This is a genomic window from Rubrivivax sp. A210 (assembly GCF_904426505.1).
Classification (GTDB): domain Bacteria; phylum Pseudomonadota; class Gammaproteobacteria; order Burkholderiales; family Burkholderiaceae_C; genus Rubrivivax.
This window is the reverse complement of sequence record NZ_CAJGBN010000045.1, coordinates 316,354-327,374: the sequence shown is the minus strand read 5'-3', so window position 1 is coordinate 327,374 and position 11,021 is coordinate 316,354. Positions and strand designations below refer to the sequence as shown.

The 11,021-nt window shown below is 70.4% G+C and carries 10 protein-coding genes; 5 read left to right on the top strand and 5 right to left on the bottom strand.

Going from position 1 to position 11,021, the window contains the following annotated elements:
- Positions 1–1,187, bottom strand: a 1,187-nt coding sequence (locus tag JMV16_RS19740) for an ExeA family protein (protein ID WP_201496007.1), incomplete at its 3' end; no start/stop codon positions are given.
- Between the two features lie 126 nt (positions 1,188–1,313).
- Here JMV16_RS19740 and JMV16_RS19735 point away from each other — a divergent pair.
- Complete coding sequence (locus JMV16_RS19735; protein ID WP_201496006.1) at positions 1,314–1,934, top strand: hypothetical protein; 621 nt, start codon at positions 1,314–1,316, stop codon at positions 1,932–1,934.
- A 29-nt stretch (positions 1,935–1,963) separates the two neighbouring features.
- Here the strand turns inward: JMV16_RS19735 and JMV16_RS19730 are convergent, their stop codons facing one another.
- The 3 genes from JMV16_RS19730 to puuE form a co-directional block, all read right to left on the bottom strand.
- On the bottom strand, positions 1,964–2,812 hold the full coding sequence (locus JMV16_RS19730; RefSeq protein WP_201496005.1) for an urease accessory protein UreD: 849 nt from the start codon (positions 2,810–2,812) through the stop codon (positions 1,964–1,966).
- Positions 2,813–2,896: 84 nt separating this feature from the next.
- Complete coding sequence (uraD, locus tag JMV16_RS19725; RefSeq protein WP_201496004.1) at positions 2,897–4,675, bottom strand: 2-oxo-4-hydroxy-4-carboxy-5-ureidoimidazoline decarboxylase; 1,779 nt, start codon at positions 4,673–4,675, stop codon at positions 2,897–2,899.
- Positions 4,676–4,709: 34 nt separating this feature from the next.
- Positions 4,710–5,669 carry an allantoinase PuuE gene (gene puuE / locus JMV16_RS19720; RefSeq protein ID WP_201496003.1) on the bottom strand — a complete coding sequence of 320 codons (960 nt, stop codon included), beginning with the start codon at positions 5,667–5,669 and terminating at the stop codon, positions 4,710–4,712.
- A gap of 140 nt (positions 5,670–5,809) precedes the next feature.
- Here puuE and uraH point away from each other — a divergent pair, with 140 nt between their 5' ends.
- From uraH to JMV16_RS19700, 4 genes are all read left to right on the top strand, one after another.
- Positions 5,810–6,163 carry a hydroxyisourate hydrolase gene (gene uraH / locus JMV16_RS19715; protein WP_201496002.1) on the top strand — a complete coding sequence of 118 codons (354 nt, stop codon included), beginning with the start codon at positions 5,810–5,812 and terminating at the stop codon, positions 6,161–6,163.
- A 55-nt stretch (positions 6,164–6,218) separates the two neighbouring features.
- The gene (locus JMV16_RS19710) at positions 6,219–7,193 is read left to right on the top strand and encodes a Bug family tripartite tricarboxylate transporter substrate binding protein (RefSeq protein ID WP_201496001.1); all 975 of its coding nucleotides are present in this window, start codon (positions 6,219–6,221) and stop codon (positions 7,191–7,193) included.
- Between the two features lie 28 nt (positions 7,194–7,221).
- Positions 7,222–8,424, top strand: a complete 1,203-nt coding sequence (locus tag JMV16_RS19705) for a urate hydroxylase PuuD (RefSeq protein WP_201496000.1) — start codon at positions 7,222–7,224, stop codon at positions 8,422–8,424.
- A gap of 122 nt (positions 8,425–8,546) precedes the next feature.
- A complete protein-coding gene (locus JMV16_RS19700) occupies positions 8,547–10,184 on the top strand; it encodes a 3-(methylthio)propionyl-CoA ligase (protein WP_201495999.1) in 1,638 nt (545 codons plus the stop codon).
- Between the two features lie 45 nt (positions 10,185–10,229).
- Here JMV16_RS19700 and JMV16_RS19695 read toward each other — a convergent pair whose 3' ends face one another.
- Positions 10,230–10,979 carry a TerC family protein gene (locus tag JMV16_RS19695; RefSeq protein ID WP_201495998.1) on the bottom strand — a complete coding sequence of 250 codons (750 nt, stop codon included), beginning with the start codon at positions 10,977–10,979 and terminating at the stop codon, positions 10,230–10,232.
- Between the last annotated feature and the right edge of the window lie 42 nt (positions 10,980–11,021).

Genomic DNA, 11,021 nt, shown 5'->3' with positions numbered 1-11,021 from the left:
CCAGCACGACCGCTGTAGCAGGCCAGCCGCGCCTGCGCCGCCACCGCGCAGGGCTCGCCCTCGCCGATGGCCACGCCCCAGCGCAGCGCCAGCTCGCGCCAGGCGGTGGCGGCGTCGGGGCGCGCAGCTGCCAGCAGGGCGGCGACATCGTCGGCCGGCGGGGGTGAGGCCGCGGCGGCCGACGAAGCCGATGCAGTCGCCGCGGCGGGCATGGAGGCAGGCGCCGAAGCCGCCGCCGTCGCATTCGGCGCGCTGGCCGCCGCCGCAGCCTTGGATGGCGAATCCCCACGCGGCCACAGCCCCAGGCCGGCCGCCGCGGCAGCCACTGCGGCCAGCGCCGCAGCGACCACCCAGCGCCGGCCGACCGGCGGCGGCGCGCGGTCGAAGACCTCGCGCGCTGCCTGTACCACTGTGCGCCGGTCGGCGCGCGCCTGGCCGCCGCCATAGGCGCCGAGCAGGGCGCGGTCGGCGAGCAGGTTGATGCGCCGCGGGATGCCGCCGCTCAGGCGGTGGATGGCGCGGCGCGCATCGGCATCGAAGGGCAGGCGCCCGCGCAGGCCGGCCACCACCAGACGGTGGGCCAGGTACTGGCGCGTCTCGTCGAGCGAAAGCGCGCCCAGGTGGTAGCGGGCGATGATGCGCTGGGCCAGTTGCTCCAGCCCCGGCTGGGCCAGCATGCTGCGCAGCTCGGGCTGGCCGATCAGCACGATCTGCAGCAGCTTGCGTTCGGCCGTCTCCAGGTTGGTGAGCAGGCGCAGCTGCTCCAGCACCTCGGCGCTCAGGCTCTGCGCCTCGTCGATGACCAGCAGCGCCTGGCGGCCCTGGGCATGGGCCTCGAGCAGGAAGAGGTTGAGCGCATCGACCTGGGCCTTGAGGCCGGACGGGGCGGCCGGCGGCGCGATGCCGAACTCGGCGCACACCGTCTGCAGCAGTTCGGCCACGCTGAGCTTGGGGTTGAAGACATAGGCCACGACGCAATGCGACGGCACCTGCTCCAGGAAGCAGCGGCCCACCGTGGTCTTGCCGGCGCCGATCTCGCCGGTCAGCAGCACGAAGCCGCCGCCCCCGCCCACGCCATAGAGCAGATGGGCCAGCGCCTCGCGGTGGCGCTCGCTCATGAACAGGAAACGCGGGTCGGGCGCGATCGAGAAAGGTTCGCGGTCGAGACCGAAGTGCGCTGCGTACATGGCCGCACGATAGCAAGCCGCGCAACAAGCTTGTCCGGGCGTGCGGCGGGGAAACGCTTTGTGTCCGGCGTGAAATACCTCACGAATCGTCGCCGACACTGCGCACCCCACCCCGGAGCCGCCGATTTGGACCCGACCCCTCTGCTGCGCACCAGCCTGCTCTACATCCATCTGCTGCTGTGCGCGTTTGCGCTGCACCGCGTGCTGAGCACCGACTGGCAACTGCTGCGGGGCCGCATCAGTGCGCGCGCCCTGCAGACCGCCAGCCGCCATATCGCCTGGCTGTTTGCCGCGCTGTGGTTCACGGGCCTGGCCCTCATCGCCGTCGACACCGGCTTCGACACCGAGGTCATCGCCCAGCGGCCCAAGCTGGTGGCCAAGCTGCTGGCAGTGCTGGTGCTCACGGCCAACGGCCTGCTGCTGAACAAGTGGTGCCTGCCTCGCCTGGTAAGCGAAAGGCCGTTGGGCCGCGGCGAGGCCGCGCTGCTGATGTGCAGCGGCGCCCTCAGCACCGCAAGCTGGCTGGTCGCCGCCTTCTACGGCGTGGCGCGCGCCCTCACCGGCTGGGCCATCGAGCACCACCTGGCGCTGTACGGCGCGGTGGTGGCCATCGCGATGATGGCGGCCCTGCCCCTGGCCGGCCGCCTGCACGAGGGCCGCGCCGAACGCGCCAAGCGGTTGCGCCAGGGCCAGCGGTTGCCGCGCAGCGCAGCCCCGCCCGCGGCGGTGGCGCGCCAGGCGGCCTGAGCCGCTTCACGCCGCCCGGACGGCGATGATCACAACCGCCAGACGCGCGGCGCTTCTTCAGCCAGGCCCCAGGCGAGGCCGCGCCAGGCGGCGCGCACCCGCATCAACAGGGCCAGCGCCGGCTCGACGCCCGGCGCCAGCACGCGCAGCACCAGCACCTGGGGCTGGACCGCAGTGACACCGGCGACGAGGGCGGCAGCACCATGGGCAGCCGGAGACTGGCCGGCCATGGCCTCGCGCGCCGCTTCGAGCAACGCTTCACGGCGCGCCGACACCAACGCTTCTCCCGCCGCAAACCACAGCGTGGCCAGCACGCGGCGGCCGGCCCAGCCCAGCTTTGAATCGAGCAGGGCCCCATCATCGGCAGCCACGAGGCCGCGATCCAGCCACACGCCGGGCAGTTCCAGGTGCTGGCGGAACCAGCCGCTCGCGAAGGGCCGGCCCGAGGCCGGCAGGCCCAGGGCCAGCAGTTCCCAGCCCATCATCTCGGCGCCGGGCGCGAGCTCGGCCACGGTCTCGTTGTCGGCGCGACAGCCGGGGTAGGCCAGGGTCTCCAGCGGCAGCCATTCCAGGCGCGCGCCGGCGGCCACCCGCAGGCGTGCGCGCTGCGACGCGGGCTCGCCGTCGCTGCGGTAGTAGCGCGTGGCGCCGGCGGTGGTGATGAGGGCGTGGGCACCGGCCTCGACGCGGGCGTCTATGCGCAACTCATCGCCACCGGCGATGCCGCCCGGCGGATGCACCAGCACATGGTGGCAGATGCCCGCGCCCTCGGGGTAGAGGGCCTGCAGCACGCGCAGCGGGCCATGGTGCAGGTCGTGGGCGCGCGTGGCCGCGCCGTCGCGCCAGTAGCGCAGCTGGAGCTCGCCCTGCCAGCTCATCGCCGACAGCCCGCGTCGATCAGCACGGCGGCAGGTCGAAAGGCATGCGCGCGATGTCGCGGATGGTGGCCGCTGCCGTGGTCTTCATGCGGCGAGGCCTTCAACGAGCTGGCGCAGGGCGGCGACGCACAAGTCGGCGTCGTCGGCCGTCACCGTCTCCAGCGGGTTGTGGCTGATACCGGCGTTGCCGCCGCGCACGAAGAGCATGGCCTGGGGCAGGGCCTCGTGCAACTTCATCGCGTCGTGGCCGGCGCCGCTGGGCAGGCGGTGCAGCGGCAGGCCCAGTGCGGCCACGGCCGCCTCCCAGCGCGCCTGCCACGCCGGCGCGCTGGGTGCCGCGGCGGCGCTGGCGATCAGCTCGGTCTGGAAGGCGAGGCCGCGCACGCGGCAGATGCGCGCCAGCTCGGCCCGCACGTCGGTGGCCAGGGCATCGCGGGCGGTGTCGGTGGTGGCGCGCAGGTCGAGGCTGAAGCGGCAGCGACCGGGCACGACATTCACCGAGCCGGCCGGCACCTCGAGCATGCCCACGGTGCCCACGACATCAGGCACGGCGGCGGCGCGCTTCTCGACGAAGAGCATCAGCTCGGCCACGGCGCAGGCGGCGTCGCGGCGGGCGTCCATGGGCGTGGTGCCGGCGTGGCTGGCGCGGCCGATCACCTCGCCGCGGTAGCGCAGGCTGCCGTTGATCGAGGTGACCACGCCCAGCGGCAGATCCAGCGCGTCGAGCACCGGCCCTTGCTCGATGTGGACCTCGACGAAGGCCAGGTAGCGCGCGGGGTCGCGCCGCAGCGCCGCGATGGCCTCCAGCGTGGCCGGCAGGCCGGCGGCGCGCATCGCCTCGCGCAGGCTGATGCCTTCGGCGTCAAGCTGGTCCAGCCAGGCGGCGTCGAAGCCGCCGACCAGGGCGCTGGAGGCCAGAAAGCTGGTCGGGAAACGCTGGCCCTCCTCCTCGGCAAAGGCGACGACCTCGATGCCGAAAGGCAGGCGGCGCCCGGCCGCGTGCAGCTCGGCCACCAGGGCCATGGGCACGAGGATGCCCAGGCGGCCGTCGTAACGGCCGCCGTTGCGCACGGTGTCGTAGTGCGAGCCGGTCAGCAGCCGCGGCGCCAGAGCCTGGCTGCCGTGGTAGACGCCGACGACATTGCCGACGGCATCAATCCCCACCTCGTCGAAGCCGCATTCCTGCATCCAGGCGCGCAACTGGGCCGCCACGGCGCGGTGGGCTGCGGTCAGGTAGGTGACGGTGAGTTCGCCGCGATCCTTGTAGCCGGGGTCGCTGTGGGCGGCCAGGGCCTCGGCCCAGTCCCAGACACGCTGGCCCAGGGTGGGCGTGAAGCCGAACTTGTCGTTCAGGCGCAGCCGGGCGATGCGGTGGATGTTGCGCAGCGCCTCGGCGAATTCGAAGTCGGGATGGCCGGCCAGGCGGCGCTCGAAAGCGGCGATGATCTCGGCGCGCGCCAGTCCGCTGCCCCGCGGCCCGCGCACGGCCAGGATGAAGGGCCAGCCGAACTTGGCGTTGTAGTCGGCGTTGAGGCGCTGGATGTGGGCAAATTCTTCCGGCGTGCAATCGGCCAGGCCGGCGCGGCCCTGCTCGTGCGTGCTTTCGGCCGTGAGGCTCTGGCTCACCATGGCCTTGCCGGCGAGTTCGGGGTGGGCGCGTATCAGGCGCAGTTGCGTCTCGCGCCCGGCCTCGCGCACCGACAGCACCAAGGCCTGGGCCAGCGCCGCCAGGCTGGCAAAGCCGGCCGCAGGGCGGCGCGCGAAGGCCAGTTCCGCCACCCAGGGCGAGAGTTCGTAGGTGCCATCCAGCAGCGCGACGAAGCCGGCGCGATCAGCGGCATTGAGCTGTGCGAGCGTGAGCATGTCGGTCATCCTGGTAGGGCCGATTCGGCCGGTCTCATCGCCACAGGAAAGCGGTGGCAGGGTCAAAAGGATGCTGGCTGCGCCAGTGGCGCGCGATGTCGATGCGGCGGCAGATCCACACCGCCTCGCGCGACTGCACATGGTCGAGAAAGCGCTGCAGCGCGCCAATGCGCCCCGGCTTGCCGAGGATGCGGCAGTGCATGCCGATGCTCATCATCTTGGGCCTGTCCTCGCCGGCCGGATCGCCCTCGGCGTAGAGCGCCTCGAAGGCGTCGCGCAGGTAATTGAAGAAGTGCTCGCCGGTGTTGAAGCCCTGGGCCTGGACGAAGCGCATGTCGTTGGTGTCCAGCGAATACGGCAGCACCAGGTGCGGCGCCAGCGTGCCGTCGCTCTTCTTCACCTGCAGCCAGAAAGGCAGGTCGTCGCCGTAGTAGTCGCTGTCGTACTCGTAGCCGCCCTGGTCGGCCACCAGGCGGCGCGTGTTGGGGCTGTCGCGCCCGGTGTACCAGCCGGCCGGCCAACGGCCGCCGGTGAGCTCGCTCAGCAGGTTCGTCGCCAGCGCGATGTGCTTGCGCTCGGTGGCCTCGGCCATGTGCTGGTGGTGTATCCAGCGCAGGCCGTGGTTGGCGATCTCGTCGCCGCGTGCCAGGAAGGTCTGCACCAGCTCGGGGTAGCGCTCGAGCGCGCTGCCGACGCCGAACACCGTGAGCGGCAGGCCGCGGCCGTCGAACTCGCGCAGGATGCGCCAGATGCCGGCACGCGAGCCGTACTCGTACATCGACTCCATCGTCATGTGCCGGTTCTCGTAGGCCTGGGCCGTGACCAGCTCTGACAGGAAGGTCTCGGTCGTGGCGTCGCCGTGCAGCGGATTGTTCTCGCCGCCCTCTTCGTAGTTGAGGACGAACTGAACCGCGATGCGGGCGCCGCCCGGCCAGCACGCATGGGGCGGCCGGCGGCCGTGGCCGCGCAGGTCGCGGGGGTAATGGGTACTCATGCGGGTGCTCATGCGGCTCGCCTCGCTGCGTTGGCCAGGGACAGGCAGGGATTGTGCCGGGGCCGGGTTTGCCCAGCGCCCTGCTGGCCAAGCCCTCATGGCGCTACAGTCGGCCGCCATCGCCAAAGGATCGACCAACCATGGGCCACCTCAGCACCCACGTCCTCGACACCGCCCACGGTTGCCCGGCAGCGGGCATGCGCGTCAAGCTGCAGCGACGGGATGGCGATGAGCTCACCACGCTGCGCGACCTGGCGCTCAATGACGACGGCCGCGCCGACGGCCCGCTGCTGGCGGCGCACGAGATGGCGGTGGGCCGCTACCGGCTGGTCTTCGAGGTGGCGCCCTACTTCCGTGCACGCGGCGTCGCCCTGCCCGAGCCGCCATTCATCGATGTGGTGCAACTCGACTTCGGCATCGCCGACGCCGCGGGCCATTACCACGTACCCCTGCTGGTGAGCCCGTGGGCCTACAGCAGCTACCGCGGCTCCTGACGGCGCCCACGGGCACGGGGCTTGCACGCTTGCCGCCATCACCTGGAGGACCTCGATGACCACCCGCCTGCACCGCCTGGCCCTGCTCGCCCTGCCCACGCTGTTGATCGCCGCGGCGCCCGCCCTTGCCGCCTACCCCGAGAAGCCGATCCGCATCGTCGTCACCTTCGCTGCCGGGGGGGCCAGCGACATCGTCGCACGCGCCATCTCCGAGCCGCTGGCCAAGGCCCTGGGCCAGGCGGTGATCGTCGACAACAAGCCCGGCGCCGGCGGCACCATCGGCGGCCTCGAGGTGGCGCGCTCGGCGCCCGACGGCTACACGCTGATGCTGTCGAACTCGACGCCCCTGTCGATAGGCCCGTTCACCGTGCCCAGGCAGCCCTATGACCCGGTCAAGCAGTTCAGCCATGTGGCCATGCTGGGCATCGCCCCGGTGGTCATCATGGCCCATCCGAAGACCGGGCCGGCCGCGCTGAAGGATTTGCCCAGGTTCGCCGCCGCCAACCCGGCCCAGGGCAGCTTCGGCAGCGGCGGGCCGGGCTCCATCGGTCACATCGTCGGCGAAATGATCAAGCACGAACTGAAGTTCGGCATGACCCATGTGCCCTACCGTGGCGGCGCGCCCATGACCACCGACCTCATCGCCGGCACCATTCCGGTCGGTATCGACGTCATCACCGCCTATGTGCCGATGATGAAGGCGGGCCAGATCAAGGGCCTGGCCGTGACCTCGCGCAAGCGCTCTGCACTGGCGCCCGAGGTGCCCACGGTGGTTGAACTCGGCCTGCCGCAGTTGCTGGCCGAGAACTACTTCGGCGTCTCCGGCCCCGCCGGCCTGCCCAAGGAAGTGGCCGACAAGCTGGCCCACGCGCTGGCCGACATCGTGGCCGACCCGGCCATCGTGAAGCGCTTCGAGGAACTGGGCATCGCCACCGTGAAGATGAACAGCGCCGAGTTCAGCGCCTTCGTCGCGCGGCAGGTGGCCGACTGGGCGCCGGCCCTCAAGGCGGCCGACCTCAAGAACAACTGATCCGGGCCCGCAGTCTTCCGGGCCGGCCGTGGAAAGCTATCTGCTCGATTGGGCCGGCCTGCTGCTGCGCTGGACCCATGTCATCGTCGCCATCGCCTGGATCGGCTCGTCCTTCTACTTCGTCTTCCTCGACAACAGCCTGCTCGCGCCGCAGGACCCGGCGCTCGCAGCCAAGGGCGTGGGCGGCGAGCTGTGGGCCGTACACGGCGGCGGCTTCTACAACCCGCAGAAATACCTGGTGGCGCCGAAATCGCTGCCGGAACACCTGCACTGGTTCTTCTGGGAGAGCTATTCCACCTGGCTGAGCGGCTTCGCGCTCTTCACGGTGATGTACCTCTTCAACGCCAGCCAGTTTCTCGTCGACCGCCGCGTCCATGATTGGCAGCCCGGCATGGCGGTGGCGGCCGCACTCGCCTTCCTGCTGCTGTTCTGGCTGGTCTATGACCAGATCTGCCGACGCGTGGGAGAGGCCCGCGGCCAGGTCGGCGGCGACACCCTCGTCGCTGGCCTGGTGCTGGTCTACGTGGTCGGAGCCTCGTGGGCCGCCTGCCAGCTCTTCGCCGGCCGCGCCGCCTTCCTGATGGTGGGCGCGATGCTGGCCACGGCGATGAGCGCCAACGTCTTCTTCTGGATCATTCCGGGCCAGCGCAAGGTGATCGCGCAGATGAAGGCCGGCCAGGCCGTCGAGGCCATCCACGGCCAGCGCGCCAAGCAGCGCAGCGTCCACAACACCTATTTCACGTTGCCGGTGCTGGTGGCCATGCTGTCCAACCACTACGGCTGGCTTTACCAGGCGCGCCACAACTGGCTGGTGCTGGTGTTGCTGATGCTGGCCGGCGCGCTCATACGCCACAGCTTCGTGGTGCGCCACAAGGCGCTGGCCCAGGGCCGGCGCGTACCCTGGGAATATGCGGCGGGGGGCACGACGGTGCTGCTGGGGCTGGCCATCTGGCTGGCACCGGCGCCGCGCCCGCAAGCGGTGGCCAGCGCCCCGCCGGTGACGCTGGCCCAGGTCCACGCCGTCGTGCAGCAGCGCTGCGTGCTCTGCCACAACGCCCAGGTCAACCAGAAGAACGTGGCCCTGCACACCCCCGAGTTGCTGCGCCAGCACGCCCAGGCCGTCTACCAGCAGGCCGTGGTGCTGAGGCTGATGCCGCTGAACAACGCCACCGGCATCAGCGACGAAGAACGGGGCCTCGTCCAGCGCTGGTTCGAAGGCGGCGCGCCCTAGGCGCGTGAGCGGCCAGCGGCCGATTCGGGGTCTACCCGCAGGCCGGCGCCGACGGCGCCTCGGCGTGTCTTGCCTGCGCCAGAATGCCGGCACGACAGGCCAAAACTCCAGGAGACAAGCCCATGTTCGGCCAGATGATGCAGATGCCGCTGCTGATTTCCTCGCTCATCGTCCACGCCGAACGCCACCATGGGGACCAGGAGGTGGTGTCGCGGCGGGTCGAGGGCGACATCCACCGCACCACCTACCGCCAGATCGCCAGGCGCTCGCGCCAGGTGGCGCAGGCCCTGGCCACGCTGGGCGTGTCGCCCGGTGATCGCGTGGCCACCCTGGCCTGGAACGGCTACCGCCACATGGAGCTGTACTTCGGCGTCAGCGGCTCGGGCGCGGTGCTGCACACGCTGAACCCGCGCCTGCACCCCGACCAGGTGACCTACATCGCCGACCACGCCGAAGACCAGGTGCTGTTCTTCGACATGACTTTCTGGCCCCTGATCCAGGCTGTGGCCGGGCGCACCAAGACCATCCGCCACTGGGTGGCGATGACGGACCGCGCCCACATGCCACCGGCCGATCAGGCCGCCAAGGTGGGCGGCCTGCTGTGCTACGAAGAACTGGTCGAGGCCCAGGACGGGCGCTACGAGTGGCCGCGCTTCGACGAGAACACCGCCAGTTCGCTGTGCTACACCTCGGGCACCACAGGCAACCCCAAGGGCGTGCTCTACAGCCACCGCAGCACCCTGCTGCACACCCTGTCGGCCGCCCTGCCCGACTGCCTGGGCGTGAGCGCCGCCGACGTGGTGCTGCCGGTGGTGCCGATGTTCCACGTCAACAGCTGGGGCATCGTCTACATCGCGCCCATGACCGGCGCCAAGCTGGTGCTGCCCGGCGCCGGGCTCGACGGCAAGTCGCTCTACGATCTGTTCGAGAGCGAGGGCGTCACCATCTCGGCCGGCGTGCCCACCGTCTGGCAGGGCCTGCTGGCCTATGTCGACGCCAACGGGCTGAAGTTCAGCACCATGCGCAAGAGCGCCATCGGCGGCTCGGCCTGCCCGCCGGCGATGATCAGGAAGCTCCTCGACGAGTACGGCGTGTACGTCATCCACGCCTGGGGCATGACCGAGATGAGCCCCATCGGCACCGCCGCCGCCTTCAAGAGCCAGCATGTACACCAGACGCCCGAGCAGCGCCTGGCCGTGATGTCGACCCAGGGCCGCGCCGTCTTCGGCGTCGACATGAAGATCGTCGGCACCAACGGCGCCGAACTGCCCTGGGACGGCAAGGAGGCCGGCGACCTGCATGTGCGCGGGCCCTGGATCATGGCCCGCTACTTCAAGAACGAGGGCGGCGACCCGCTGCAGGACGACTGGTTCCCCACCGGCGACGTGGCCAAGATCAGCCCCGAGGGCTACATGATCATCACCGACCGCAGCAAGGACGTGATCAAGAGCGGCGGCGAGTGGATAGGCAGCATCGACCTCGAGAACATCGCGATGGCCCATCCGGCGGTGGCGATGGCCGCATGCATTGCCGCCAAGCACCCCAAGTGGGACGAGCGGCCTTTGCTGGTGGTGATGAAGAAGCCCGGGGCCGAGGTCACGCGCGACGAGCTGGTCGCCTTCTACGAGGGCAAGATCGCCAAGTGGTGGACGCCTGACGACGTGGTCTTCGTCGATGCCATTCCGCTGGGCGCCACCGGCAAGATGCAGAAGATCAAGCTGCGCGAGCAGTTTCGCGACCACAAGCTGCCGACGGCCTGAGGTGCGCGGGTGCGGCCCCGGCCTGGCGCCGGGGGCCGCCGCCCGTCATTCGTTGCCCGGTATGCGCGCCGGATGCAGTTGCACCGGCTTGGCGCGCGACTTGCGCATGCGGATGTTGAGCATCTCCACCGCCAGCGAGAAGGCCATGCCAAAGTAGACATAGCCCTTGGGCACATGGTGGCCGAAGCCCTCGGCCACCAGCACCACGCCCACCACCACCAGGAATGACAGCGCCAGCATCTTGATGGTGGGGTGGTCGGACACGAAGCGGCCAATGGGCCCGGCGAAGACCATCATCAGTCCCACCGAGGCGATGACCGCGGCGATCATGATCTTCACGTCGTCGACCATGCCCACTGCGGTGATGATGGAGTCGAGCGAGAACACCAGGTCGACCAGCATGATCTGCAGGATCACCGCGGTGAAGGTGGCCTTCACCGCGCTGGGGCCGTGTTCTTCCTCGCCTTCCAGCGACTGGTGAATCTCGCCCGTGCTCTTCCAGATCAGGAAGAGGCCGCCCAGGATGAGGATCAGGTCGCGCCCCGAGATGCCCTTGCCGAACACACTGAACAGCGGCGTCACCAGGCCCACGATCCAGGCCAGCACCAGCAGCAGGCCGATGCGCATGAACATGGCCATGAACAGGCCCAGCCGGCGCGCGAACTCGCGCCGCTCCTTGGGCAGCTTGTCGACCAGGATCGAGATGAAGATGATGTTGTCGATGCCCAGCACCAGTTCCAGCGCGGTCAGCGTGGCAAAGGCGATCCAGGCCTGGGGATTGCTCAGTATTTCCATGGCGGCCGATTCTCCGCGAGCGGCCGGCCCGCGCCCCTGAAA

Excerpts from the sequence above, each read along its gene's own strand:
- JMV16_RS19730 (WP_201496005.1), bottom strand. The coding sequence starts at position 2,812 with ATGAGCTGGCAGGGCGAGCTCCAGCTGCGCTACTGGCGCGACGGCGCG.
- uraD (WP_201496004.1), bottom strand. The coding sequence starts at position 4,675 with ATGCTCACGCTCGCACAGCTCAATGCCGCTGATCGCGCCGGCTTCGTC.
- puuE (WP_201496003.1), bottom strand. The coding sequence starts at position 5,669 with ATGAGTACCCATTACCCCCGCGACCTGCGCGGCCACGGCCGCCGGCCG.
- uraH (WP_201496002.1), top strand. The coding sequence starts at position 5,810 with ATGGGCCACCTCAGCACCCACGTCCTCGACACCGCCCACGGTTGCCCG.
- JMV16_RS19710 (WP_201496001.1), top strand. The coding sequence starts at position 6,219 with ATGACCACCCGCCTGCACCGCCTGGCCCTGCTCGCCCTGCCCACGCTG.
- JMV16_RS19700 (WP_201495999.1), top strand. The coding sequence starts at position 8,547 with ATGTTCGGCCAGATGATGCAGATGCCGCTGCTGATTTCCTCGCTCATC.
- JMV16_RS19695 (WP_201495998.1), bottom strand. The coding sequence starts at position 10,979 with ATGGAAATACTGAGCAATCCCCAGGCCTGGATCGCCTTTGCCACGCTG.